We start from the raw sequence: 24,248 nt of genomic DNA, 5'->3' as shown, positions 1-24,248 counted from the left end.
CTCAGGCGGCGATGCGCTGCACCTTGCCGGCCTTGAGGCACTTGACGCAGACGCGCAGACGCACGTTCTGACCATCAACGGTGGTGTGCACCGACTGCAGGTTGGGGCGGAAGATGCGCTTGTTCCGGATATGCGAATGAGAAACACTGTAACCGGTCTGCGGGCCCTTGCCGCACACCGCGCAACGAGCTGCCATGATGACTTCCTTTACGTTGTTTTCCAAGTCGTCCCAGGTGTTCTTGCCCGCAACGCAAGGCTACGGATGAACACACAACTTTGTTAGACTACTACATTCCGTCAAGTAAGGCAAATCAGCGTTCTCAAGCGCGAGGAGGCTTGCGGAAGATGCCAATCAGTGATTGGAGCACTCCGCAGAACACCCCGCCGATGATCCAGATGGCCCAGAATGGGATGCGCCACCCGAAGAGGTTGTCATAATTGCCCGAGAAGAGCATGGTCAGGGCCACCAGCGTACAAAGACCCATGATGGTTCCGCTGATGGCATTGCTTATCCGGTGCTCATACCGGTAAGTATCCCAGCGACCGTCCTCGGCGGAATCAACCTGCCTGTTGTAGGCCCGGAGGTTCATCATCCTATGGCTTGTTCCCGCATGGACCAGCAGAAAGACCCCCAGAGCCAGGAGAAGGAAGAAAACGAACCCCCTGACCTGATCGGACCAGCCCCAGATCAGGAATCCAGCAGAGTTGATCCCCACATCCAAGAGCACGACAGCCAGACCGCAGACCAGCTCCCAGGTAGTCTGCCGATAAACCCGCGAGCGCTCCTCATCGGTATAGAAATCCGCTACATAGGGATGCCGGCGGCGAAAATCCCTTCTGGCGGAAACCGCCGGTATCAAACAGGCCAGGCCCAGGACGATGCCGATCATCAGAGCAAGGAAGGCCAGACCATTCTGTGCGTCAGTCGGCTGGCTGACTGCGGCGAAGAGACCGGCGAAAGCCAATCCCAGCATGATGAGGGCGATGCCGAAAGCCATCCGCAGGCTGTAGGCATTACTGAAGGAGGCGTAGCCGGTCACGTCTTCCGAAACAGACTGGACAGGTATAGTCGTGTGCGTTGTCGAAGTCGTCTGTGCGGCATCCTGATGGTCCGGCCTGGACGCACGCTGCCCGGAACCCGGCTGCCGAACATCGCCTAGAACCAGGTCATCAAGGGTGCAGCCGAAGAGGTCGCAGATGGCCAGGAGCTTGTCCATCTCAGGATACGCCTTGTCCGACTCCCACTTGGACACCGCCTGACGGGATACCCCCACCAGCATGGCCAGCTGCTCCTGAGTCATGTTGCGCTGCGAACGCAGATATTGCACATTGGTTCTGAAACTCATAATGTTCTTTCTCCAGATCGGCAGATTGCCGATTCAACCAGCGACGAGACCATGATGAAACGTGCAGGGCTCCGACCGCCACCAGCTTTGGGTTGCACCAGACAAAGACACCAATATTTTCTGTCAACCGACGGTTGCATCCTTGCAATTCCAAGGAAGCAGGTGGTCGCTGAATCCCTATCATCCCCCCTCCGGCAAGCAATACGTCCCCTCTATGTTCACGATACATACCCTTCAGGAGGGAATGCGAATCCTGCAGACCACAACCCTGAATCGTCCCCGATTCGACCCTGAAAACACCCTGACAGGAGCTCTCGCCATGGTCTTATAGAGGTAGAAGCTAGGCAGATGATGACTGAAAGGAAGGCAACGATGCAGCATCGGGCGATCAAGGATCCATACGCACAACCGCTCATTCTGGACAAGATCTGCTACGACTACGGAAGGCGACAGAAGCAGGGCGCCCGAGTGCTGGACGAGATCAGCCTGGAATGCCAGGCGGGAACCTGGACGGCCATCATGGGTCCTTCGGGCGCCGGCAAATCGACCCTCCTCTATTGTGCCGCAGGACTGCTCCAGGTCAGGCAGGGCAGAGTGGCCATCGCCGGGGAGGACCTGACGCGAATGAAAGAGAAGGAGCTGACCCGACTCCGGCGCGACCATATCGGCTTCGTCTTCCAGGACTACAACCTGGTCAACGCCTTCACCTGCCTGCAAAACACCATGCTGTCCAGCCTCTTCGGCGGCAGGAAAATCTCCGCCCAAGCGGCCCTGTCTGCCCTGTCGAATGTCGGATTGGAAGGGTTCGCCAACACCTATCCGGCCGATATGAGCGGTGGCCAGCAGCAGCGCGTGGCCATCGCCCGGTCCCTAGCCGCCAGCCCGGAGATCATCATGGCCGACGAGCCCACCGGTGCCTTGGACACCCATAGCTCGCGGGAGGTCATGGACCTCTTCGACCTGGCCGTCCGCAGCGGTCAGACCATCCTCATGGTGACCCACGACCCCAACGTCGCCGCCCGCGCCCACCGGGTCATCTTCCTCCAGGATGGGCGCATTCAGGCAGCTTGCCCGGGCGGAGACCCGCAGACCATAGCCCAGCAGCTAGCCAGCATGGATGCTGCGCCAAACCAGGAGGCCTTCAGCCCACCTCTGGCAGTTCCATCCGATCAGCCTCGGTGATGGTACGAATTACCCGGCAGGGCACACCCACGGCCAGGGAGTCAGGTGCGATGTCATGGGTGACCACGGATCCGGCCCCGATGACCGCACCATCGCCGATGGTCACTCCCCCGGCCACAGTCACGTTTGATGCCAGCCAGCAGTTCGATCCGATGGTGATCGGGGCACCCAACTCGTAGTCGTAGAGGGAGCCATCCTCATGGCGCCTCAGATTCCGCTCCTGCCACCGCAGGGGATGCAGGGGGGTTGCCAGGGTGACATTAGGGCCGATCATCACATCGTCGCCGATCTGCACCGGGCAAGTATCCAGAACAGTGAAGTTGAAATTGGCGAAGATGCGCGAGCCAAGCTTGGTGAAGCACCCATAGTCGAAGTAGATAGGCCCCATGAAGTCGACGTCCTGACCATGTTGGGGCACCAGATCGTCCAGAAGCCGGCTACGCAGGTCCCGCTCCTGCTCAGAAGAAGCGTTGAAAAGGCGACAAAGCTCATGGGCCTTGACTCGCAGCTGGCTCAATTCAGGATCCGAGGCATCATAGAGCTCGCCAGCGAGCATCCGCTCCCTCTGCGAGCGCCGATTCCCTTTAGCGGCTCCGGCCGCCACACCTGTCAGTTTCGAGTCTTCATCCATGGCCATCCCATCGTTCCCGCGTCACTTCAGTGTCACTGCTGCAAGCCCGCACTGCTTGCAGAGTCCTCATCCATGTAATCGTCTGGGTCAGACAGCCGACAGCCCCACGTACCGTTCGCCATCCGATTGCGGACATCCATTCACGCCGAGGGTCAGGCTTGGTAGATTGGAGGCAGCGGAGGACCGTGGCGAGGAGGAAGCATGCGGTATGAGGTGAGTGAAGCCATTCCCGAGGATGCCAAGGCCATCCGTAAGGCCGTATTCGTGGAGGAGCAGGGTTTTCACAACGAGTTTGACCAAACGGATGATGCCAGCCTCCATATCGTGGCCTATGACGGGGATGAACCCGTAGGAGTATGCCGAGTCTTCCCCGACCAGGGCAAGACATGGACACTTGGCCGCTTGGCTGTTCTAAAGCCCTACCGCGGCCGACATTGGGGTGCCAATTTGGTAGGCAAGGCTGAGGAAACCGCTCAGAGCCACGGGGCCGACCGGCTCACACTCCATGCCCAAGAACGGGTAGCGGAATTCTATAAGTCCTTAGGGTATCGGGATATGGGCATTCACGATCAGGACGAGGGATGTCCGCACATGTGGATGGACAAGCCCCTAACAGACAGCGCTGGAAACGAGCCGGAGGTCCAGGCCTCATGAATCTGACCGTCAATCTTGCCACTACAAGCGTCGATCCGGACAAGGATCCCATGGGAAGGTCGGAACAGGCCATCTCCAGCTTCAGCGATGCCGTCATCTACTGGTTCCGCCAAAATTTCGGAAAGATCATCCTTCTGATTGTCGTGGCTGTCTGCGCTGCATTGATCTCCAAGATCGTAGCGGCGGCCATGCGACGTGCCTTGGAACGAACCAACCTGCCCAGTGCCTCCATCTTCGTCAACATCGTCCGCGCCCTGATCTGGATCTTCGCCGCTGCCACAATCCTGCAACCAGTCTTCGGAATTAACCCATCCACGGTGGTCGCCGCCCTGGGCGTCAGCGGCCTGGCGCTCTCTTTCGGATTGAAGGATACAATCGCCAACATCGTCGGCGGCTTCGGGCTCATGGTCAGCAAGGTGGTCCAACCCGGCGACATCATCACCATCCAGGGCACCACCGGAACCGTCCGCGACGTGACCTGGCGCCATACCATCGTCATCGACAGGACCGGCAACCAGCTGCTGATCCCCAACTCCATCCTCAACACCACGGCGCTCGAGAAAATCACCGAGGCCGGCGAGGCCGCCACCACCGTTCCCTTTACTCTGCGAGGAGATGCCGATATGGCCAAGTCCTCCCGTTCCATTGCACAGGTGGCGGCCCAGGCGACCAAGGGCATGGCCATGCCAGCCAATCCGCCCATCGTCCAGCTCCAGGGCTTCACCCCTTACGGCATCAAGGGCCAGGTAGTCATGTTTGCCAAGCAGGGCGTCATCGCCGCCGATATGCAGGATGCCGCCACCCGCGCTTTGGCGGGCCAGGACTACCTGGTCCAGGAGGCCGAGCTCCAAACAAAAGACGTTGAGTATTAACCAGATGATCCTCTCATCCTGTGGGAGAAATGCAAAACGGCATCTTTCCTCTCACGAGACGCCGCAAACTCCGCAGGCGACTCCGCGTCAGGCAGATACACCCTCAATCAGATCGGTGATCAGATCGGTGTAGGTAATCCCGGTGGCCTCCCAGGCCTTGGCATACATGGAGATGGGCGTGAAACCAGGCATGGTGTTGATCTCGTTGACGATGACCCTGCCCTCGGGCGTTACAAAGCAGTCGACACGGCTCAGACCGGCGCCGTCCACGGTTCTGAAGGCCTTGGCAGCCAGGTCGCGAACCTTCTGAAGAGTCTCCTCCGGCAGGTCGGCGGGAACCTCTACGTGAGAGGCGGAGGAGTCCACATACTTGCTGTCGAAGTCGTAGAAGGCCTCATCCTGATCAGCCTTGTCCAGTACCACCTCGCCTGGCCAGGCTGTACGGGGCTTTCTGTCCTTGCTCGATGAAAGCACGGCGCACTCGATCTCCCGCCCCTCAATGCCCTCCTCTATCAGAACCCGCCAGTCATGCCTTGCTGCCTCGGCGACCGCAGCAGCCAGGGCTTCGCCTTTGGGCTCTTCCACCTTGACCACGCCAAAGCTGGATCCCGCACGGGAGGGCTTGATGAAGAGCGGGTAATGCAGCTCTGCCTTCTCCACAGCGGCCAGCAGGCCGGCTCCGGATCGCTGTTCACGGGAGTCTATGGTGATGCCAGGAGCCACAGGTATGCCGGCTTGGCTGAGCAGAATCTTGGTATAGTGCTTGTCCATGCATGCGGCAGAGGCGAAGACCCCGCACCCAACGTAGGGCAGGCCCATCATTTCAAGCAGACCCTGTAGGGTGCCATCCTCACCGTATGGGCCGTGGAGCACCGGAAAGACCGCGTCAACATGCCCCAAAGGCTCCAGGGAACCGACTGCCCCGGAAGGTTGGGCTCCAGAGACCAGGTCGGCATGGTCGCCGATCAGAAACCCATCCCTGCCACGGGCCATGTCGAGGATGACCGGACGGCTGCCTTCGGTTATCTGCACCCTTGGCAGACTGGCATCGCCCAGACCCCATTGCCTGGGATCCTGGCCGCCTATGGTCCATCGGCCGTCCTTGGTGATGCCGATGGGAATGGGCTCGTATCGGTCAGCATCGATGGCATTGAGCACACCGGCCGCCGACACACAGGATATGGAATGTTCGTCAGCACGCCCGCCATAGAGCACCACAACACGTTTCCTGACCATCATCCCTCGGCTTTCCTCATCCCGGACATGCATTCGAGCCTCACGCATCTGCTCGGGCAGATACACCACTCAAGACAGCAGAATATCCCCTTGGCGGGCAGCAAGGCCTGGTCAGGGTCGCTCATCCACAAGCTTGGCACGAACAGGCATGGTCGAGCTGACGCAGGCACCGGACAAGTCAGACACGCGATTGATCCGGAAAACCATATATCGTCAAGCACAATGCTGGTAGCGCCGGCTTCAAAGTCTTCGCGCCCTCCATAGTCATCAGAATGTTCTGATGGCCACCAGACTCACTCTGTGGTGATCTGCCACCCGAACAGCTCGTCGATCATGCCCCGGCAGCTCAGACCTTGACCCAGCACATGGCTCATGGCCGTAGCCAGCGGGGTCGCCACCTGGTAACGCCTGCCCAGGGCGACGACAGCATCGGTGGTGGGCACGCCCTCGGCGACACCCTTGCTGACGCGAGTGGCTTCCTCAATGCTTTTGCCCTGACCCAGGTTAAAGCCAAAGGTGTAGTTCCTGCTCAGGGATGAACCGCAGGTGGCCACCAGGTCGCCGACCCCGGCAAGACCGGCGAAGGTCTTGGACTTGGCCCCGCAGGCCTCCCCCAGAGCAGTGAGTTCAGCCAGACCCCTGGCCTGGATCATGGCGGCTGTGTTCTCCCCGAATCCAGCCCCTCGTGACATCCCGACTGCCAGCGCAGTGACGTTCTTCAGCGACCCGCACATTTCCAGGCCGATCACATCGTCCGAGACGAAGGCCTTGAAATAGTCGTTCGTGCAGGCACGGGCTACTCTCATGGCTGTATCGGCATCAGTGCTGGCGACCACGGTGGCGCTCGGCTCGCGGGCGGCCACCTCCTTGCTCAGGTTGGGGCCGGAGACAGCCGCGAACCTGGCTGAGTCCAGATCCAGTGTCTGGCGGACCACCTGATCCATCCGTCTGTCAGTGCCCCGTTCAATCCCCTTCATCAGGGAAACCACAATGGCATCATGACCCAGCAGACCCTTGAATTCCGTCAAGGCCTCACAGGCATGCTGAGCGGCTATGGCCACGATCACGATTTCAGCCCCCGAGACAGCCTTGGCCCGGTCACCCTCAGCGCTGATGGCATCGGGCAGCCTTTCCACGGTCGGCAGGCGGCGGGCATTCGAACGCTTGCTGTTGATTTCGTCCACGACATCCGGGTCAATGTCCCACATGATCACCTGATTGCCTGCGTCAGCCAATACCTGGGCAAAAGCGGTTCCCCATGCGCCTGCTCCCAATACCGCGATCTTCGTCATCATTCTCCTTTGCATAATGCCGTGCGCACGGGAACGCCGACCAGCAGCCTTATTCTTGTCTCTACCATCCTATGACACCGCCGCCAGGCAGCTGGAATTAGAGGCGGGTTCCGGCCTTATTGCTCGCTTCTGGGCCGACGGGTCATGGTCACGTAATCGAAGTATCCAGCCGCTGGGGGCTCTTCGCCACGGATCTCGGCCATGACCTCCTCCATCCGGTTGCGTAGGCGGACACAGAGGGCATGCACGGACTGTTTGGGGGGTTCCGCTCCCCACTGATCCACGTCTTCCAGAAGGTCGGAATAGTCAAGGAGCCGGTCATAGCACATGACCACGTTCTTTCGAGGCCAGGGCCACTTGTGATTGATCGAAGCCGCCCCCCAGGTGATGCTGGGATACAGGGGAACCATGCGACCCAGCTGTCGCGAGGCTTCCAGGGCGATGAATCCGACACCGGGCTTAAGCGACATGGGCCACTTCAGAGGATCACGGGTCACGGTTCCCTCGGGCCAAATGGTCAGTGGCCTGCCCGAGGTGATAATGCTGATCGACTCCTCCTCAATCGACCTGGCCTTGCCTGACTTGCGCTCCACCGGCTGCATGCCCACCATGCGGAACCAGCTGCCGATAAGGGGCCAATGGGCCATTTCGGCCTTGGCCATGTATCGGGGACGGCGACCCAGGTGGAAGAGCGCCATCATGGGAATGAAAACGTCAAACTGGGTCACATGGGTGGCTGCGGTGATAAAGGGGCCGCTCTGCGGCACCCGTTCCAGGCCCCAGGCATAGACCCGGCAGGAGTCTCGCACCACCTGGGAGACTCCGCGCAACAGACGGGTAGTCCCCACAGGGTGCTGGCCGTCTATCTCATCCAGGGCCGGTATGCGGTGTCCAGTGGGATAGTAGCGGGTCGGATCCACCAACCTGTGCCGCTGGGCCAACAGGGCCACCTGCTGGTCGGACAGGGCCGGCACCGCAGAGCGTGGGGAAGGTTTGCCTTTGGAAGCCATCTATGCCTGCCGGATCAGTCGATCTGCGCGTCCAGGGCCAGCAGCTTGTCGCGGAAGTCTTCGTAGCCGCGGTCGATCAGGGAGATGCCGTGGACGGTGGAGGGACCGGAGGCCGTCAGCGCGGCGATCAGGTGGCTGAAGCCGCCACGCAGGTCGGGCACATCGATGTCCTGGCCGGTCAACGGGGTGGGCCCGAAGATGACCGCCGAATGGTTGAAGTTGCGCTGCTGGAAGCGGCAGGGAAGGGACCCCAGGCACTCCTTGTAGAGCTGGATGGTGGCGCCCATCTGAATCAGCGGCTCAGTGAAGCCGAAGCGGTTCTCGTAGACGGTCTCGTGAACGATGGAAAGACCCTTGGCCTGGGTCAGAGCGACCACCAGCGGCTGCTGCCAGTCGGTCATGAACCCAGGATGCACATCGGTCTCAATGGCCACGGGCCGCAGGTCGCCGCCCGGATGCCAGAAGCGGATGCCGTCGTCGCGCACGTCGAACTGGCCGCCGATCTTGCGGAAGACATTCAGGTAGGTCATCATATCGGGCTGATGGGCGCCCTTGACCATGATGTCGCCATGGGTGGCCAGGGCGGCGGAGGCCCAGGAGGCGGCCTCAATCCGGTCGGGCAAGGAGGTATGGGTGAATCCCTTGAGGGATGGCACCCCCTCGATGCGGATGGTCCGATCCACATCCACGGAAATCTGCGCACCCATCTTCTGCAGGACCGCCACCAGGTCCATGATTTCGGGCTCGGTGGCCGCCCCTGACAGCTCAGTGCGCCCTTCGGCCATGACGGCTGCCAGCAGAGTCTGCTCCGTGGCGCCCACCGAAGGGTAGGGCAGGTGAATCTTGGCCCCATGCAGACCATCGGGCGCCGTGATGTGTATGCCGGCCTCATGCTCCTTGTCGACATTGGCCCCCAGCTTGCGCAGGGTCTCCAGATGGAAATCGATGGGCCGGCTGCCGATGCGGCATCCGCCCAAAACGGGGATGAATGCCTCCCCCATCCGATGCAGAAGCGGGCCGGAGAAGAGGATGGGAATGCGGGAAGAGCCCGACAGGGTGTCTACATCAGCCACGTCGGCCAGCTCCACATGACTGGCATCGATGGTGACCACACCCTCCTGGGGACGAACATCCACCTTGACCCCGTGCAGCCTCAGCAGGTCAGAGACCACATGGACATCGCGGATCTCAGGAACGTTCTTAAGCACTGAAACACCGGGAGCCAGAAGGGCCGCCACCATGGCCTTGCTGACGAAGTTCTTGGCCCCGCGGATCTGGATGGTACCGTGCAGGGGTCTGCCGCCCACCACATGCAGCACATCATTCTGTGTATTCACCTTGGGCATATATCGGCTTCCTTCTCGTATCTGCTCAGAGCCGGGCTTTGGCACATCATCGGCCCTATCTGCAAGTCTGCCACAAGGGGTGTGGGGACACCGTGAATTGTCGCCTCGGGCATAGGGCGTCCACCCAGTCGGATACTGGTCAGGCGCCAGCTGAAACGAAGGGGGTCAGCATCGTGAAGCCCATGATCAGCAGCAGCATGATGAAAAATGGGCAGGCCCAGGCGCCATAGACGTTCGTATAGGTGCGGTTTTCCCGCAGAAAAGCGGTAATCCGATGACGGCCCAAATAGAGGACCAGAACGGCCGCCAGCAAGCCTGCCAGCATCATGAGCACGTTGATGTAGGAGGACATGTTGTCGCTCATAAACCCGAGAAGGAGTTCCAGCCCGTCGCTGACGACCAGATTGTTGAACACGTGCAGGGCTATGGACCAGAAGATGGAGTATTCGCAGGCCAGATAGCCCAGGAGCAGACCCATGATGAAAGCGAAGAACCCCTGGCCAAGGTCGCCATGGAAGAAACCGAACATGACCGCGGAGGTGACGATGGCGAAGACGTGGCCGTAGGACTTCAGCGCATGCAGGATGGCACCTCTGAAGACCAGCTCCTCGATGACGGGGGCCAGCAGGCTGACGTAGATGAACATGGGAATGGTACCCGAGGCCTGCTGGATCTGCTCGGTCGTGGTCCAGGACTGCTGCACTCCCAGCCGCGCCGTGGTCCAGTCCATGCCTGACTGATACCAGTCGGCCAGGGTCTGCCCGGTCAGCGTCAGCGCAAAGCATCCCAGCAGCACCTGCCAGGTCATGGGGTGCAGATCAGTATGGAAGATGCCCAGAGGGCCGGAATCGCAGATCTGCCGACGTCGTGTGAAGACCAGGAAGCAGAGGCCTGTGCAGGCGGCGATCAGGTTGATGATGCCCCCATACTCCTTGTCCGCATGGCTCATCACATATATAAATCCCGAGTGGGCAGGCACTGGATCAAACACGGCATTCCACTCCATTTGAGCCAGCACACCGAACAGAAGGCCGACGCTGTTGATGATAAGCAGGTAGACCAGCAGCAGGGCGGCCTGACGGTTGAGCATACCTCTGGCCGCACTCATCCATGCACGATCCGCCACGCCTCGTCTGGGCTTTTGAGCCTGCCCGGTCCCTGACGCGTCGGGCGCCGTCGCTGTCTGCCCCATGTCACCATGCCCTTTCATGATCCTCTGCAGGTTCGGCCATCCGGCATTGACCTCCAGCTTGTCCAAGTCTACGCCACCACCGCAGCGCCAATGCGTCATGCCTCAGAGCAGGCCGGGCACGAACTTGAAGACCGTCAGCAGCAGGCAGAGCAGCAAGTAGAGCAGGAACCAGGGCTGCCTCCAGGAAACATATGTGCCTTTAGGGGCTCGATAGCGCCGCCGGTAATCCAACAGACTGGTGCGGTGCAGGAAGAACATGAGCAGCCCAGCCAGAACCAAGACCAGCGCCACTGCCAAAATCGACAGACGAGCAGTTCTCGGGGCGCTCATCAGATATCGATTGGGCAGGCCGCTGAAGAGCAGATCACCGAGCACACGGGCTCCGACGGCCCAGATCAGACCATACTCCAGGGAGCAGTATCCCAATGCCAGCCCCAGCAGGAAGATCCAAAGCCCGGAGACCGGATCACTCTGCAGCAGGGCGCAGAGCAGGGATGCAGTCAGAATGGCAAAGACCCGGCCATACCGACGCAGCCCGTTGAGGATGATGCCGCGGAAGACCAGCTCCTCAGCCAGGGGGACCGCCAGGAGGGCATACAGGGCCATCATCGGCGAGGAAGCCCCGGTGACCAGTAGGCTGTGCGAGGCCAGGGAGGGGATGTGCAGAAGCAGACCGAAGTGATTGAAGAACTTGTTCAGTTCATGAACCATCCCTTGGCCCAGCAGGAGCACCGCGACCAGGGCCAGCAGAGCCGCCAGGGTCATTCTTCGATCCGTTCGCCAGCGGACGGCGTCCTGTCCCCGCTGATCCACACCTCGAATAACGCTCCACTCTGAAATGCAGGCATAGGTCAGCGCCAGCAGGACCGACAGGAGAGTAATCCCGTCGGATAGGAAGGCGATGGATCTGGGGTCCTTGACCTGTTCCATGACGACTGGCAGGATCATCCCCGAACCGACCATGAGCACCAGAACCGATATGGCCAGATAGACGAAGGCGAAGGCGGCCTGTCCGTTGACGGCGTGGAGGACCCCGGAACTGGCTGTGTAGGTGTTGGACTTGCTGGTGGTGGGTTTGGCCACAACTTCAGCAGCTGGCGCGACAGCGTCAAGTTCACTTGGAACAGCGATCGGCTGCGAGCTGACTGGCTCCGGTCGGCCTGTCCCTGTGACCGGTCCTGCCGAAGCATTGGAAACGACCCGCGGAGCTGCCAACTCGGCTGAAGGACGGGTACGGTTGCGAGCAGCCTGCCGCTTGGACGACCGACGGGCTCCCCTCTTCCTTTCACGGCTTCTGGCAGATAGGCCGAAATGAAGACCATGCGAAGAACGGGTCGGCTTGGTTGCATTCGCTGCGGCTTCCTCGGTCTCTGAGGACTTGGCCTTGGCCGCCACAGCAGCTGCAGCAGCCTCGGCAGCCTTGGCGGCGAGAGCCACAGAAGCGCCTGGAGCGGATACGGATGTCGGCGAAGACGCAAACTGGACGACCGACTGCGTCGCCGGAGCTGCGTTCACAGCCTCTGAAGATTCGGCAGGGGCAGGCTGAACGGCAATCGCTGCCTGACCGGTCTGCATGGGCTGGCCGGCATGATCCTTGTGCGCGAGCGCCGTCTCCTGTCCGTCAATAGCCTTTGACGAAACGACCCGACCACCGGTACCGTCACCGGCGACTGCGGCAGGCTGGGCAACTACCCGTGGAGTCGAACAGACCCGACGCCCCTGATGATCGGTTCCACTGGACACGGATTGTGCAGCAGCACCGTTGTCCCCAGAAGCCGATGAACCAGTGACCAGGGAATCCCAGTCGGCATCCGAGCGACGGACAACGACTGGCCGGTCGGCGAATACCACAGGGGCCTCAGACGCATGAACAGAGGCTGCGGGTGCAGGAATCTCCGAACCCGGTTTCGCAGACATCGAATCCTCAGCGCCGGAACCCGAGGGCGCCTCGAGCATAGTCGCCGACTTGGGTTCAGCTATTCTGACTGCGGAAGGAGCGGAAGCCGCAGGTTTGCCTGCACGGGTGCTTGCGGACGGCTTACGACGCTTGGGCATATTCCAAGAGAAGACCGGGCCATTGTTCTTTTCGGGCTTCGTCCAGGACCAGACGACCTTGGCGGCAGGCTGCCCCGGTTGCCCCGAGGTCTCCGTGGCTTTGGCAACCTCCGGCTCTCGACGAACCACCACACGCCGCGGAGACGACTCCTTGTCAGACTCCTTTCCGCCATGCCCGTCTGCTGGCAGATCTTCAGGGGGAAATGCGGGAACTCCCGGTTGACTGGCCATGGTGACCGAGTCCAAAAAATCATAGGATCCTGGAAGCACTGAAGGTCGTTCACCGACTGGTCTGGCACCCTTGCCGCCAGCTCCTTCATCACCCAGAACCGCGGTCTTCCTATGGGCTATCCGTCCCGGGTAGGCCAAGCCATCATCCACGGCCTCCCCCGGCAGGCTCAAGGGCGGCAGGTCGATGGACCCTTCCTCATAATCCCAATGACGGGCGTAGTCCTTGCTGGCACTGTGGCTTGCAGTCATGAGGGCAATAGAGGAGCGCGACATCTTCCAGCGCCCCTGATCGCTTTGAACATCAGCAGACTCGCTGCCGCTGCCGCGATCCTCGTCATCCCTCATCCGTCGATGATCCTTCCCCTTCATGCACTGCCGTACGACCGCCAAGGGCGTCCAGCGACACGAACCTTTCCCCACGTTCATATCAACAATACATATCCGAGTCTAGCCCGACCCCGCCCTTCCCCGACGGAATCCCGACAATGGGCCGGCCGCCATCGACTGTATGGTCAGGCCAGTCCTGGCACGAATTCGCTCAGGGCCATCAGCAGGCATGCCAGGCAGAAGAGCAGGAACCAAGGCGCCCGCCAGGAAGCATAGATTCCCTTGGGAGCGCGATTGCTGTGGCAGTAATCACGGAGAGTCCTTATCTTGAACAGCAGCCCGACGACACCAACCAGCAGCACCAGGATCATGAGAAAGCCCAGGCCGATGCGGACTACCTCGGGCGCCAGAGGCATGTACTTGGCCAACAATCCTGAAGAGAAAGCGTTGTTGAGCATGTGCACCAGCAGGGACCAGACCAGCCCATACTCCATGGCCAGATAGCCCAGAACCAGGCCGGAAATGAAACCGAACAGACCCTGGACCAAGGAACCATGCATGAAGCCGAAAAGCAGAGAAGAAGTAATAATGGCGAAGACCCGGCCAAAGCGGCGCAGACCGTTCATGATGACCCCGCGAAAGACCAGCTCCTCGGCAAAGGGCCCCAAAAGAATGCCATAGAAGAGCATGATCGGCGTTTCCATGCCTCCATCACCTGGTGCGGACGGCGGATGCAGGCCAGTACTGGACAGAATGGCGCTCAGTCCGGAGTTGGCTACCCCGGCCACCAGCTGACTGAGGAAGAAGCAGGCCAGGGCGATGATCAAGGCCAACAGGCTGAATCGTCGCGCAGTGACCCACTGCACCTGATCCTGGCCATGGCGTTCATGGCCCACGATGACCGGCCACTGGCTGATCAAGGCAAACAGCAGGGCCAGCACTACGGAGATGGCCACCGTCCAGTCACCCAGAGGGCCGTTGATCTGTGCCTCGGAAGCATGCGGGAAAAGAGCAGGCAGAACCGCCTTGCCCCCCAAAAGACCTGCCAGGGTCTCTATGGCCACGTAGATGAAGGCAAAAGCACTTAGGGTATTCACTGCCCGTCTAACGCCCCAGTCGTGCACATCGCCGCTGCTGTGCCTCATGATAACCGCTCCTCTTCACTCGCCAACTAGTCACAGGCGATCAATGGCTGTCTCATTCCATGGTAAGCGAAGAGGGAGCAAATGGCTTTCATATGAGGGCTCACGGCCCGTCGGTCAAATGATGCCGCGGTCAGCCAGGGGTCCAGGCCAGTCGATTTGACCCTCCCTGGCTGAAGTGACCGGCTCTTCTGGCATGTGCTGGGCCGGCAGAGTACGCGGCTTGAAGGGGAATCGCTCGGCCCGCATACGCTCATAGGCACGGATGTCATCCTCGTGCTGGAGGGTCAGATCAATGTCGTCGTAACCGTTCATGAGCCGCCACCGCACGTAGTCGTCTACCTGGAAGGGCAGAGTCACATCCGCGCAGGTGACCGTGCGAGCGCCCAGATCCACAGTCATCTCGATGCCGGGGTCCTCCTCCAGGAGTTTCCAGAGCAACTCCACTGATTCCTGGGGCATGATGGCGGCCAGAACACCGTTCTTGGCGGTGTTCCCATAGAAGATATCGGCGAAGCGGGGGGCGATGACCACGCGGAAACCGTAGTCCCGCAGAGCCCAGACCGCATGCTCGCGCGAGGAGCCGATGCCGAAGTCCGGCCCGGCCACCAGAACTCGGGCACCTGAATATTCGGGCCGGTTGAGCACGAAATTCGGATCCCTTCGCCAGGCGTAGAAGAGCGCGTCCTCGAAGCCGGTCTTCTGCACCCGCTTCAGGAATACGGCGGGGATGATCTGATCGGTGTCGACGTTGGAGCGGCGCAAGGGCACCCCGACCCCGGTGACAACGGAAAGTGGCTCCATGATGACCTCCTGCCTGCTGGATGGCGATGACGATGACGAATGATTGATGGGCTTACAGATCGGCCGGGGAGCATATGGTTCCCCGGATGGCCGTCGCAGCGGCCACCTCGGGCGAGGCCAGATGCGTCCTGCCGCCCTTGCCCTGACGACCCTGGAAGTTGCGGTTGGATGTGGAGATGGAGCGCTCCCCCGGCACCAGCTGGTCGGGGTTCATGCCCAGGCACATGGAGCAGCCAGCGTTGCGCCATTCGGCTCCAAAGTCCTCGAAGATGCGATCCAGCCCCTCCTTTTCGGCCTGAATGCGAACTCGCGAAGAGGCCGGAACCACCAAGACGCGATGCAGGTTCTTGGCCTTGTGGTGTCCCTTCATGATGGCTGCCGCCGCGCGCAGATCCTCGATGCGCCCGTTGGTGCAAGAACCAATGAACACGGTGTCCACGGCGATGTCCCGGATGGGCATCCCTGGCTTCAGACCCATGTAGTCGATGGCCTCCTGGGCTGCCTGGCGCTTGGCCGGGTCGGCGATCTTTTCGGGCACAGGCACATCAGCGGCAATGGGCAGACCCTGTCCGGGATTGGTGCCCCAGGTCACGTAGGGGGTCAGCTGGTCGGCATCCAGGATGACCTCCTTGTCGAAGACTGCGTCCGGATCGGTGGGCAGGGTACGCCAGTAGTCCAGTGCCTGATCCCACATGGCCCCCTTTGGGGCGTGCGGCCGGCCCTCCAAGTAAGCGAAGGTGGTATCGTCCGGCGCGATCATCCCGGCCCTCGCCCCGGCCTCGATGGACATGTTGCAGATGGTCATGCGCGCGTCCATGGACATGCGCCGAATGGCCTCGCCCCGGTACTCCAGAACGTGCCCTTGGCCGCCGCCAGTGCCGATCTTGGCGATGACGGCCAGGATGACGTCCTTGGCGCCCACGCCCGGCTTGAGCTGCCCGCGGACGGTGATGGCCATGGTCTTGAAAGGCTTCAGGCTCAGGGTCTGGGTGGCGAGAACATGCTCCACCTCGGAGGTGCCGATGCCGAAAGCCAGGGCCCCGAAGGCCCCGTGGGTCGAGGTATGCGAATCGCCGCAGACGATGGTCATGCCGGGCTGCGTCAGTCCCAGGACGGGTGCAAAAGCGTGGACAATGCCCTGATCGGCATCCCCCAAGGGATGCAGACGAACCCCGAACTCCCGGCAGTTGCGCTCCAGGGTGGAGATCTGCAGGGCCGAGACCTTGTCGGCGATGGGCCGATCGATGTCGATGGTGGGGGTGTTGTGATCCTCGGTGGCGATGACCTGGTCCAGGTGACGGATCTTGCGGCCTGCCAGGCGCAGCCCCTCGAATGCCTGTGGGCTGGTCACCTCGTGCATAAGCTGCAGATCGATGTAGATCAGATCGGGCTCGCCTCCCTGGCCCTTTCTGACCAAATGATCGGCCCAGACCTTTTCCGCCATTGTGCGTCCCATATCGCCTCCTGAAAACCTGCGACCAGCCGGGGCACCAATCTCATCGGCACCCCGCCGGCCTCTTACCACCGAGTATGGAACTGCCCAACCGTTATGAACTTTTGCATTTCATATACTGAGATGGCATAATTCAACCATGGACACACCTTCTATGAACGATGACGACAGATATCCCTCCGCAAATGATCCGAACATGCATCAGGAGGAGATTCATTCGGGCGTCGGCGTTTTGGACAAGACGGTGCGAATTCTGGACACCCTGGAGACCGGACCCATGACCCTGGGCCAGCTGGTCAACGCCACAGGGTTGGCTCGACCCACAGCCCACCGACTGGCCATCGCCTTGGAGCGCCACCGCTTCGTGCTGCGGGACGCGCATGGCCGCTTCGTCCTAGGCTCCCGCTTCGCCGAGCTGGCCGCTGCCGCTGGCGAGGATCGACTGCTGACCGCCTCGGGGCCCATCCTGCATACACTGCTCAACCGTTCGGGCGAGTCAGCCCAGATTTTCCGCCGCCAAGGCGAAGTCCGTGTCTGCATCGCCGCGGTGGAACGCGCCTCGGGCCTGCGCGACTCCATCCCCGTAGGCGCCCTGCTGTCCATGGAGGCCGGGTCGGCAGCGCAGATTCTGCTGGCCTGGGAGGAACCCGAGCGCCTCCATCAGGGTCTGCGGCACGCCAAGTTCAACGCAGCGACCCTGGCCACGGTCCGCAAGCGCGGCTGGGCCGAATCCATCAACGAGCGGGAAGAAGGCGTCTGCTCCATCTCTGCCCCCATCCGCAACGGATCCGGGCAGGTCATGGCCGCCATATCCATCTCCGGGCCGGTCAACCGCATGTCCACCACGCCGGGAAGGCGCTACGCCCCCCTGGTCATGGCCGCCGGCAAATATCTGACAGAAGCCCTGCTGCGAGCCTCATCTCCCGCCCGTCGCAGGGTCTGAGCGGGAATTCCTAACGCCTTGGTCCTGACCGCCGCCTGCTGGATCCCCAGGAGGCGATCAGCCCGGCAAGAGCCGTCAGGCCGCCCGCCAAGAACCCGGGCCGACGCAAGAGGTTGACCGCGTCCCCGGTGGAGGTGGGCACATGGCTCATGGCGAAGGTGTAGACCTTGTGGGATCCTGGCCGCCCCACCAATTGCCCGAACTCCAGGAGCTGAGTGCGAGGATGATGGGGATGGCGGATGTCGAACTCGAAGAGCCGGGCAGCCCGCTTGCTGGGCACCGGACCGTATGAGCCGAATCCGCATGTAGGCGTGGCCCCCAGCGTCAGATCTCCGCTACGGCCGACAAAGCCATTGCGGTGGTCATGCCCGGCGAAGAGGGCGAAATAGCCCCGGTTCCGGGTCAGCAGGTCATACTCGCCGCTGTCCTCATCCGGGCAGGAGACCCCCTCGCCCAGGTAGGAGCCGGGGCAGGTGCGCGATTCGTCCAGGATGTAGCAACGGGAGTCGAAACTTCTGTAGCCCTGGACCGCATAGGCTGTGGTGGCTGGCACCGGCTTGAGCAGATCGTAGAACTGGGGAATAGGCATGTGCTGGAAGACTATGGAACGATTGCCCAGAAGATCGGGAGCGGCCGCCAGAAAGTCCAGGGCCTGCGCCGACGGTGAGCCATAGCCTCCTGCCCGGGCATAGTCGCCAGAGTCCAGCAGGACCAGGCCCATGACCACCCCGTGACCGTCGCAATCCGCCACAGGCAGCGCGAAGGTGCCCGGAGCGCAGACGAAAGCCGTCTGGGAGGGCAGGGCCGACCCGATCAGCGCATGGACCCGATCAGGATGGGCGACCGTAGCCTCTGGGTTCAGGCAACCGGGCACCTCCCGATAGATGGCGTCCATCTGATCGGTGTCCAGCCCACACTGGAAGTCATGGTTGCCATAGGTGACGACGAAGGGGATCCCGCGTTCAACCAGTGGGCCGGTGATCAGGCCAACGGTTCTGCGGACCAGATCCTCAGTGTGCTTGATGTTCTGCTGGCGTACACGCTCGGCATCCCTGCGATCTGGTTCCCGGCGGTCCGCAGCAGCCTGGCCATCCTGGGACTTGGCAGAGCGCTTCAGAGAGGCTCCCCCAAGCCCCAAGGCGCCGCCCATGCTCAGACCAGCAGAATAGATGCCGTCCAAGGGAGTGCTCCAGCGCCTCTTGCGGAAGGTGCGCTCGTAGGCCGTGTCGTAACCGGCCACCTGGTTGCCTGAGAAGACCACCAGATCGGGCTTTGCCGCATCGCAAGCCGCGCCTATCAGCCTGATTGTGTCCGGAGAGACCTTGGGGCCTTCCTGGACGTCGGCCAGCTGCAGGAGTCTGAACTTGCCTGAGTAATGGAACTGAAGTCGCCCCAGCCGGGCCGAAACGGACAGCGGTCGATCATGCTCTCCCCCGCCGCCTTGTGGGGAGACCTGATCCGCGTGGTAATGCTGACTCATACATCCAGCCTACTTCACCTGGCTTCGCCTCTAGGCCGATGTATGCAGTCCTCTTACGAATCGGATTCAGGCCGCAACGTCACCACCGCAGGCCGGCACCCTGATGTCAGCTAGGCCACAGTGATTACGATGACGGCAAGGACCGGGCCGACAATCTTCAGACCTGGCCCTGGTCTTGGTATATTGGATACGTTGCGGTTCTTAACGAGATAGAGGGAGCGTACCTCCATGGCAGAAGGACAAGAGCTCCTGTTGCGCAAGGATCTTGAGCGGGTTGTCGACCGCCTGCACCAGGAACGTACTCATGTAGCGCCCTATCAGGAGGATTACCGTCGACTGCTGGATAACCACGGCAAGATGATTCGCGCCGCCATGGTGGTTCTCTTTGCGCGGGCCGGAGCACAGATCGAAGGACGCTTGGACGATACCATCATCACCGGCGCCGCCGCCATCGAGATGCTTCATCTAGCTACCTTGGTCCACGACGACGTTCTGGACAACGCCCCCATCCGCCGCAACAAGCCCACGGTCCACACCATCCGGGGCAACAAGGCCGCCATCTATCTAGGTGATCTGATCCTCTCCCGCTACATGGAGATCATGGCCTCCATCGCTCCTGACACAGGCTTTATCCGCGAACAGGCCGGCACGGTCTGCGAGATCGTAGGTGGAGAGCTCTACCAGGAGTCCGACCGCCACCACACCCACATAACCATTGACGATTACGACAGAGCCATCTCCGGCAAGACCGCAGCCCTCTTCCGTCTGGCCTGCCTGACCGGGATCCGCCTTGACGGCCAGCCAATTGACCCGGCATTGGAGCAGACCGCCAGAGACTTCGGCGGCAATCTAGGCATGGCCTTCCAGATCATCGATGACATCAACGATTTTGATCTGGATCGCGACACCGGCAAGCCCAAGCTGGAGGATATCCGCGACGGAATCTACACTCTGCCGGTTCTGTTGGGGTTCCAGAAGGATGAGAGCTTCAGAACCCTGGTCCAGCAGGACGATCCCGAACAGGTAGTCGACTACCTCAGAGCACATCCCCAGTTGATGGAAAGCAGCCGTCAAACCGCCAAAGACTATCTGCGGCGGGCTTCAGACAGCCTGGAGGATTCCCCAATGCCTGAGGGCATACGCAGCTTGCTGCAGCGGATTGTAAGCAAGCTGACTGCCCAGGTCTGACCGAATCGGCGCGACGGAACCGGCGCAGCATAGCTAGAGCGAGTGAGACCAGCCTCCTATCAGCCGCGAGCCGAACATCCGTCATATCTGCCACTTCATGCTTGGCATTGCTCTCTTTTCTGAATCTCACCACAGCTGGCAGCCGCTGATGACAAACACCCTATGACAGCAAATTCCCCGTTCCGGACCATACGATCCGAAGCGGGGGATTTGCCGAAGGGGAAGGGAGTGTTTAAGGTCAGCCGACCATTAGGCCAGGGCCACCCGAGCTGGTGCGCCGTGCACCTTGGCAGGCTGGGATCCATTGCCGTCGTCCGGCTTGTAGAAGGGTCCCTGGTGCAGGGTCCTCCTGGTGTAGAAGACCATGACTCCGCCCAGAACCAGGAAGAGCAGGAAGTAGACAATGCAGGTGAAGAGCAGGTTCGGCACTGTGCTGGTGGGCGAAACTCCATCGGCAATGGTCTGATAACCATAAACCAGCCATGGATAGCGTCCAAGCTCAGTCACCAGCCAGCCACTGGTCGTCGCAGCGAAGGGGGCGAAGGTAAAGATACCCATGATCCAGAGCTTCCAGCGTGTGGTGAACAGGGTGTTCTTCTTCTTACGTGTGAACCAGAGCACCAATGCTGATATCAGGGCAAAGGCAAACCCGATTCCGACCATCAGACGGAAGACCCAGAATAGGGTGGTGACCGGCACGTAGTAGTTCATATCCTTGCCATACTTGGCATCGTACTTCTCGTGCAGCTCTTTGTTTACAGTGTTCATGCCCTTGACGGCGCCTGTCTTCTTGCCGTAAGCCAGCTGTGACATGGCTCCGGGAATCTCGACGGACCCTTCAATCTTATGGTCCTTCTCATTGATCAGAGCCACGGCATTCCAAGGAGCGGGATCGCCGGTGTCCTCGTAGATGCCTTCGGTGGCGGCCAGCTTCATGGGCTGATCGGTCACGATGTACTTGCCCTGCAAATCACCGTAGGTGATCACGCAGATGGAACCGATAAGACCAAGCAGGGCGGCCAGACGAATGGACTTGGTGAACAGGTTGACCTTGGCCTGCTTCTCGGAGTCGGCCTCGACAGCAGCCACGGCCTGATCCTTGTTCCCCATGTGCATTCTCAGCAGGCTGAAGGCGCTGCAGCCCATGACCACGAAAGCCCCTGTGCAGACGGCGGCGAAGAAGACGTGGGGGAACTCGATCCACAGCTGGGGATTGGACATGACATCACCGAAGCTGCGCAACCGCACATGACCAGTGGCCTGGTTGATCTCGAAACCAACCGGGTGCTGCATGAAGCTGTTGGCAGCCAGAATCCAGATGGCCGACATGGAGGAACCCAGGAAGGTCAGCCAGATGAAGATCACATGCACGGCCGGCTTGAACCTATTCCAAGTGAACATCCACACGCCGATGAAAGTGGACTCCAGGAAGAAGGCCAGCAGGGCCTCGATGGCCAGGGGGGCACCGAAGATGTCACCCATGAACCTGGAGTAGTTTGACCAGTTCATGCCGAACTGGAACTCCTGGATGATGCCCGTGACCACGCCGACCGCGAAAGAGAGCAGGAAGATCTTGGACCAGAACATGGTCATCTTCTTGTAGACATCCTTCTTGGTCACCACATAGGTAGTCTCCATGATGGCGACCGCCAGGGCCAGACCGATGGTCATAGGGACATAGAAGAAGTGGAATATCGTCGTCATGGCGAACTGGAATCTAGACAATCCCAATACAGTGAACATCGTTCCTCCCAATCTCTGCAGGGTTCGTCGGGCGCGGGTACACGGGTCGGATCCGGACGGATTCAGATATGACCAGGCTTGTGCCCACAAGAACCTTTCAGCTCTCCCCGACTTCGCGACCTGGTCGCTTCCACGGGCTCCGGTTTCCTTTCCGTCCAGTCCATGAACCGACGGCGCACGGTGACCGGCCGGGAAGCCATCCGACAAGATCGGCGACCCGACAACCGTGCAAAATTCATTGCTCGGGAAACAGCCTGATGGTCATTCAACAGGGTTCCGTCCATCTGAATCTGACTGCTTCTTTAAGTATATCCCTTGACCGGCACCATTGTCCACGTCCGAGACATCCATGCGATAAAGTTCACGGAAACGGGCGTTCTCATGGTACAAATCAACAGGTCGACCCTGCATGGCTATATGACCATCCTGCATAAAGATGACCTGGTCGGCCTCCTCCAGCCCCTGGAGGTGGTGGGTCACCCAAAGAAGGGTGCGGTCCTGGCTGACCTTGAAGATCATGGCCATGAGCCGCCGCTCGGTTATGGGATCCAGACCGATGGTTGGCTCATCCAGAAGAATGATCGGCGTGCGCTTGAGCACAATCCTGGCCAGGGCCAGACGCTGGCGCTGCCCGCCTGAAAGACGGCCGCCGGCCTCATCCACCGGCGTGTCGATTCCCTGGGGCATGTCATCTACGACCTGATCCAGCTGTACAGCCTTCAGAGCCTGGCGAACCTGATCATCATCGGCCTGGGGAGCGCCCAGACGCACGTTGGAGGCGATGGTGGTGTTGAAGAGGAAGGCCTGCTGGTTCAGGTAGCCAAAGAGCTCAGGACGCTGATCCTGCAAGGCATCGACCGGTATTCCATTGATCAGGATGCGGCCACTGGTGGGGCGCAGGTCGCCCAGGAGCAGCTGAAGGACCGTCGTCTTGCCCTCGCCGCTGGGACCGAGCAGGGCCACGCGCTGCCCACCTTCGATTCGCAGGCTGAAGTCGTCCAGCAGCAGGGGGTCATCAGGACCATAGGAGAAGCTGACATGGTCGAAGACGATTGACTTGATCGGCCCCTCCAGCCTGGTCTGGGCGCTCGGCTCAATTCGCCGGGACTCGACCCGCTCGGTCAGATCATTCAGGTGGTCCAGCGAGTCTGTGTAGAGGGGAACCTCGGCCACGGCCTGGGAGACCACGATGAAGCAGTCGACCAGAGGGAAAACCGCCAGGACCACGGCTGCCGCGAAGTCCGCAATGGAGGTGGAGCTGGTCATACGCAGATCCGCTCCAACAATCAGAGCCACCACCATGAGGGCGAAAATCATCTGGATGCCGCAGTTGCGCCAGCGTTCAAACCGCTTCTGCTCTTTGCGGCCGGTGGCGATGTCGTTGAAGTCACCGGACGCCGTGTCCACGAAGCGCTGCCGACGGCGGGTAATCACCCAATCCCCCAGGCCCATGTAGCTCTCGGTCACTGCAGTGTATTGATCCTGTCGCCGTGCCTTCTCCATGTCGTAACGCCCGTCTGAATAAGCCAGCGAGACCAGCGGGATCAGGATCAGGATCAGGGCGAAAAGCAGGAAAAGCAGGAGCGAGGTCAGCCAGGAGAAGACGCCTACGGCGATGGTCACCACCACCCACATCATATAGGCTACGACCGTGGGGAAGATGGTGCGCAGGTAGAAGTTCTCCAGATGGTCCAGATCGTCCGAAAGCATGCCCAGGACCGTGCCTGTGCGCTCATGCTCGTTCAGGAAGGCCGCATCCTGCGAGAGGGTGCGGTAGAGCTGAACCCGCAGCTTGGAAACCACCCGGAGCACCCAGTCATGGCTCTTGATGCGCTCCATGTACTTGAATGTGGGTCGTCCGATGCCGAAGGCCCTGGTAAGGACCACCGGCACGTATACGGCGAAGATGTTGAAGGGATGGCGGGCCGACCTGCTGATCAGGAATCCCGATGTGAACATCAGCCCAGCCGCGCACACGAAAGTGATGGTCCCCAGGAAGAAGATCAGGGCAAGCAGCCCCTTGTTTTCACGCAGGTAGGGCCAGAACCAATGGTCCCGGTGCCAGATATGCATGTAGCCTGACAGCCCGCGGCCGCGGCGGGAGGTCTTCGACGATCCCGT

20 protein-coding genes are annotated in these 24,248 nt (G+C 60.8%); 5 read left to right on the top strand and 15 right to left on the bottom strand.

All coding sequences use genetic code 11. The features are described 5' to 3' along the window. Window position 1: 1 nt before the first annotated feature. The gene (gene rpmB, locus ACUIAG_RS08305; RefSeq protein WP_015021347.1) at window positions 2-196 is read right to left on the bottom strand and encodes a 50S ribosomal protein L28; all 195 of its coding nucleotides are present in this window, start codon (window positions 194-196) and stop codon (window positions 2-4) included. 124 nt (window positions 197-320) lie between these two features. Beyond that, the gene (locus ACUIAG_RS08300) at window positions 321-1,346 is read right to left on the bottom strand and encodes a helix-turn-helix transcriptional regulator (RefSeq protein ID WP_445339639.1); all 1,026 of its coding nucleotides are present in this window, start codon (window positions 1,344-1,346) and stop codon (window positions 321-323) included. A gap of 372 nt (window positions 1,347-1,718) precedes the next feature. On the opposite strand from ACUIAG_RS08300, the gene ACUIAG_RS08295 reads away from it, so the two are divergent. Further along, complete coding sequence (locus ACUIAG_RS08295) at window positions 1,719-2,528, top strand: ABC transporter ATP-binding protein (RefSeq protein ID WP_445339638.1); 810 nt, start codon at window positions 1,719-1,721, stop codon at window positions 2,526-2,528. On the opposite strand, the gene ACUIAG_RS08290 is transcribed toward ACUIAG_RS08295, so the two are convergent. Next, window positions 2,488-3,165 (bottom strand): sugar O-acetyltransferase, encoded by a 678-nt coding sequence (locus ACUIAG_RS08290; protein ID WP_445339637.1) that lies wholly within the window; start codon window positions 3,163-3,165, stop codon window positions 2,488-2,490. The two genes, ACUIAG_RS08295 and ACUIAG_RS08290, sit on opposite strands and share 41 nt — an antisense overlap. 195 nt (window positions 3,166-3,360) lie before the next feature. Here ACUIAG_RS08290 and ACUIAG_RS08285 point away from each other — a divergent pair, with 195 nt between their 5' ends. Together ACUIAG_RS08285 and ACUIAG_RS08280 are read left to right on the top strand one after the other, a co-directional pair. Next, complete coding sequence (locus tag ACUIAG_RS08285) at window positions 3,361-3,813, top strand: GNAT family N-acetyltransferase (RefSeq protein WP_445339636.1); 453 nt, start codon at window positions 3,361-3,363, stop codon at window positions 3,811-3,813. Beyond that, window positions 3,810-4,685, top strand: a complete 876-nt coding sequence (locus ACUIAG_RS08280; protein ID WP_445339635.1) for a mechanosensitive ion channel family protein — start codon at window positions 3,810-3,812, stop codon at window positions 4,683-4,685. Before ACUIAG_RS08285 ends, ACUIAG_RS08280 begins: the two co-directional genes overlap by 4 nt. 87 nt (window positions 4,686-4,772) lie before the next feature. Here ACUIAG_RS08280 and ACUIAG_RS08275 read toward each other — a convergent pair whose 3' ends face one another. The 9 genes from ACUIAG_RS08275 to leuC all read right to left on the bottom strand — a co-directional run bounded on the left by ACUIAG_RS08275 (window position 4,773) and on the right by leuC (window position 16,776). Further along, on the bottom strand, window positions 4,773-5,921 hold the full coding sequence (locus ACUIAG_RS08275) for a D-alanine--D-alanine ligase family protein (RefSeq protein WP_445339634.1): 1,149 nt from the start codon (window positions 5,919-5,921) through the stop codon (window positions 4,773-4,775). A 293-nt stretch (window positions 5,922-6,214) separates the two neighbouring features. Continuing rightward, on the bottom strand, window positions 6,215-7,216 hold the full coding sequence (locus ACUIAG_RS08270) for an NAD(P)H-dependent glycerol-3-phosphate dehydrogenase (RefSeq protein ID WP_445339633.1): 1,002 nt from the start codon (window positions 7,214-7,216) through the stop codon (window positions 6,215-6,217). A gap of 113 nt (window positions 7,217-7,329) precedes the next feature. Then, window positions 7,330-8,223 (bottom strand): lysophospholipid acyltransferase family protein, encoded by an 894-nt coding sequence (locus ACUIAG_RS08265; RefSeq protein ID WP_045923934.1) that lies wholly within the window; start codon window positions 8,221-8,223, stop codon window positions 7,330-7,332. 14 nt (window positions 8,224-8,237) lie between these two features. Beyond that, window positions 8,238-9,569, bottom strand: a complete 1,332-nt coding sequence (gene murA / locus ACUIAG_RS08260) for a UDP-N-acetylglucosamine 1-carboxyvinyltransferase (RefSeq protein WP_445339632.1) — start codon at window positions 9,567-9,569, stop codon at window positions 8,238-8,240. Window positions 9,570-9,708: 139 nt separating this feature from the next. Further along, a complete protein-coding gene (locus tag ACUIAG_RS08255) occupies window positions 9,709-10,761 on the bottom strand; it encodes a lysostaphin resistance A-like protein (RefSeq protein ID WP_445339631.1) in 1,053 nt (350 codons plus the stop codon). Window positions 10,762-10,863: 102 nt separating this feature from the next. Beyond that, a complete protein-coding gene (locus tag ACUIAG_RS08250; protein ID WP_445339630.1) occupies window positions 10,864-13,392 on the bottom strand; it encodes a CPBP family glutamic-type intramembrane protease in 2,529 nt (842 codons plus the stop codon). A gap of 167 nt (window positions 13,393-13,559) precedes the next feature. Then, window positions 13,560-14,519: a lysostaphin resistance A-like protein gene (locus ACUIAG_RS08245; protein WP_445339629.1), complete on the bottom strand. Its 960-nt coding sequence runs from the start codon at window positions 14,517-14,519 to the stop codon at window positions 13,560-13,562. 114 nt (window positions 14,520-14,633) lie between these two features. Then, window positions 14,634-15,320: a 3-isopropylmalate dehydratase small subunit gene (gene leuD, locus ACUIAG_RS08240; RefSeq protein ID WP_445339628.1), complete on the bottom strand. Its 687-nt coding sequence runs from the start codon at window positions 15,318-15,320 to the stop codon at window positions 14,634-14,636. Window positions 15,321-15,372: 52 nt separating this feature from the next. Then, the gene (gene leuC, locus ACUIAG_RS08235) at window positions 15,373-16,776 is read right to left on the bottom strand and encodes a 3-isopropylmalate dehydratase large subunit (RefSeq protein WP_045923930.1); all 1,404 of its coding nucleotides are present in this window, start codon (window positions 16,774-16,776) and stop codon (window positions 15,373-15,375) included. Between the two features lie 151 nt (window positions 16,777-16,927). On the opposite strand from leuC, the gene ACUIAG_RS08230 reads away from it, so the two are divergent. Next, the gene (locus ACUIAG_RS08230) at window positions 16,928-17,716 is read left to right on the top strand and encodes an IclR family transcriptional regulator (RefSeq protein ID WP_045923929.1); all 789 of its coding nucleotides are present in this window, start codon (window positions 16,928-16,930) and stop codon (window positions 17,714-17,716) included. Window positions 17,717-17,726: 10 nt separating this feature from the next. Here the strand turns inward: ACUIAG_RS08230 and ACUIAG_RS08225 are convergent, their stop codons facing one another. Further along, window positions 17,727-19,196 (bottom strand): serine/threonine protein phosphatase, encoded by a 1,470-nt coding sequence (locus ACUIAG_RS08225; protein ID WP_024627602.1) that lies wholly within the window; start codon window positions 19,194-19,196, stop codon window positions 17,727-17,729. A 228-nt stretch (window positions 19,197-19,424) separates the two neighbouring features. Here ACUIAG_RS08225 and ACUIAG_RS08220 point away from each other — a divergent pair, with 228 nt between their 5' ends. Further along, window positions 19,425-20,384, top strand: coding sequence for a polyprenyl synthetase family protein (locus ACUIAG_RS08220; RefSeq protein ID WP_445339627.1), 960 nt, complete (start codon window positions 19,425-19,427; stop codon window positions 20,382-20,384). A gap of 249 nt (window positions 20,385-20,633) precedes the next feature. On the opposite strand, the gene ACUIAG_RS08215 is transcribed toward ACUIAG_RS08220, so the two are convergent. Continuing rightward, a complete protein-coding gene (locus tag ACUIAG_RS08215; RefSeq protein ID WP_445339626.1) occupies window positions 20,634-22,127 on the bottom strand; it encodes a cytochrome ubiquinol oxidase subunit I in 1,494 nt (497 codons plus the stop codon). Window positions 22,128-22,388: 261 nt separating this feature from the next. After that, window positions 22,389-24,200 (bottom strand): thiol reductant ABC exporter subunit CydC, encoded by a 1,812-nt coding sequence (cydC, locus tag ACUIAG_RS08210; RefSeq protein ID WP_445339625.1) that lies wholly within the window; start codon window positions 24,198-24,200, stop codon window positions 22,389-22,391. Window positions 24,201-24,248 lie beyond the last annotated feature (48 nt).

The organism is Bifidobacterium sp. ESL0825 (assembly GCF_052606465.1).
This window is presented reverse-complemented; position numbering and strand designations above follow the sequence as displayed.

Bases quoted from the DNA above. Each gene is read 5' to 3' on its own strand.
- ACUIAG_RS08225 (WP_024627602.1), bottom strand. From the start codon at position 19,196: ATGAGTCAGCATTACCACGCGGATCAGGTCTCCCCACAAGGCGGCGGG.
- leuD (WP_445339628.1), bottom strand. From the start codon at position 15,320: ATGGAGCCACTTTCCGTTGTCACCGGGGTCGGGGTGCCCTTGCGCCGC.
- ACUIAG_RS08215 (WP_445339626.1), bottom strand. From the start codon at position 22,127: ATGTTCACTGTATTGGGATTGTCTAGATTCCAGTTCGCCATGACGACG.
- ACUIAG_RS08295 (WP_445339638.1), top strand. From the start codon at position 1,719: ATGCAGCATCGGGCGATCAAGGATCCATACGCACAACCGCTCATTCTG.
- ACUIAG_RS08280 (WP_445339635.1), top strand. From the start codon at position 3,810: ATGAATCTGACCGTCAATCTTGCCACTACAAGCGTCGATCCGGACAAG.
- ACUIAG_RS08275 (WP_445339634.1), bottom strand. From the start codon at position 5,921: ATGGTCAGGAAACGTGTTGTGGTGCTCTATGGCGGGCGTGCTGACGAA.
- rpmB (WP_015021347.1), bottom strand. From the start codon at position 196: ATGGCAGCTCGTTGCGCGGTGTGCGGCAAGGGCCCGCAGACCGGTTAC.
- ACUIAG_RS08250 (WP_445339630.1), bottom strand. From the start codon at position 13,392: ATGAGGGATGACGAGGATCGCGGCAGCGGCAGCGAGTCTGCTGATGTT.
- ACUIAG_RS08230 (WP_045923929.1), top strand. From the start codon at position 16,928: ATGAACGATGACGACAGATATCCCTCCGCAAATGATCCGAACATGCAT.
- ACUIAG_RS08290 (WP_445339637.1), bottom strand. From the start codon at position 3,165: ATGGCCATGGATGAAGACTCGAAACTGACAGGTGTGGCGGCCGGAGCC.
- ACUIAG_RS08285 (WP_445339636.1), top strand. From the start codon at position 3,361: ATGCGGTATGAGGTGAGTGAAGCCATTCCCGAGGATGCCAAGGCCATC.
- ACUIAG_RS08220 (WP_445339627.1), top strand. From the start codon at position 19,425: ATGGCAGAAGGACAAGAGCTCCTGTTGCGCAAGGATCTTGAGCGGGTT.
- ACUIAG_RS08265 (WP_045923934.1), bottom strand. From the start codon at position 8,223: ATGGCTTCCAAAGGCAAACCTTCCCCACGCTCTGCGGTGCCGGCCCTG.
- leuC (WP_045923930.1), bottom strand. From the start codon at position 16,776: ATGGGACGCACAATGGCGGAAAAGGTCTGGGCCGATCATTTGGTCAGA.
- ACUIAG_RS08255 (WP_445339631.1), bottom strand. From the start codon at position 10,761: ATGGGGCAGACAGCGACGGCGCCCGACGCGTCAGGGACCGGGCAGGCT.
- ACUIAG_RS08270 (WP_445339633.1), bottom strand. From the start codon at position 7,216: ATGATGACGAAGATCGCGGTATTGGGAGCAGGCGCATGGGGAACCGCT.
- ACUIAG_RS08300 (WP_445339639.1), bottom strand. From the start codon at position 1,346: ATGAGTTTCAGAACCAATGTGCAATATCTGCGTTCGCAGCGCAACATG.
- murA (WP_445339632.1), bottom strand. From the start codon at position 9,569: ATGCCCAAGGTGAATACACAGAATGATGTGCTGCATGTGGTGGGCGGC.
- ACUIAG_RS08245 (WP_445339629.1), bottom strand. From the start codon at position 14,519: ATGAGGCACAGCAGCGGCGATGTGCACGACTGGGGCGTTAGACGGGCA.
- cydC (WP_445339625.1), bottom strand. From the start codon at position 24,200: ATGCATATCTGGCACCGGGACCATTGGTTCTGGCCCTACCTGCGTGAA.